This is a genomic window from Streptomyces sp. DH12 (assembly GCF_020873895.1).
GTDB lineage: Bacteria > Actinomycetota > Actinomycetes > Streptomycetales > Streptomycetaceae > Streptomyces.
This window is the reverse complement of record NZ_JAHWGT010001486.1, coordinates 1-406: the sequence shown is the minus strand read 5'-3', so window position 1 is coordinate 406 and position 406 is coordinate 1. Positions and strand designations below refer to the sequence as shown.

At 74.4% G+C, this 406-nt stretch carries 1 protein-coding gene; it reads right to left on the bottom strand.

Features of this window, described 5'->3' with window-relative positions; all coding sequences use genetic code 11:
- Window positions 1–406: asparagine synthase-related protein (locus LPA54_RS40700; protein ID WP_267488041.1), on the bottom strand; the 406-nt coding region annotated here is incomplete at both ends.

The following is a 406-nucleotide window of genomic DNA, read 5'->3' as shown; positions in this document are numbered from 1 at the left end:
CAGGTCCACCCCGAACCGCTCGGCCACCCGACGGGCGTAGCGCAGGTCGTCCGGCATCGCCTCGAACCGCGCGTCCTCCGCCCGGAACCCGATCGTGTACGCGGGGATGCCGGGCCGGTCGCGGGCCGCCAGCGCGGTCAGATAGCTGGAGTCGAGACCTCCCGACAGGAACGTCGCCACCGGCACGTCGGACAGCAGATGGAGCCGCGTCGACTCCTCCACCACGGCCGCCAGGTCCGGCACGTCTCCGGACCGGGCCCGCTCCTGCCCCTCGGCGGCGACCTCCCGCAGATCCCAGAACCGGCCCCGCTGCACCGAACCGTCCGGGCGGCACCGCAGCCAGGTCCCCGGCGGCAGCTTCTCCGCCTCCCGGAACGCGCACCGCGAGTCCGGCACCCAGTAGTAC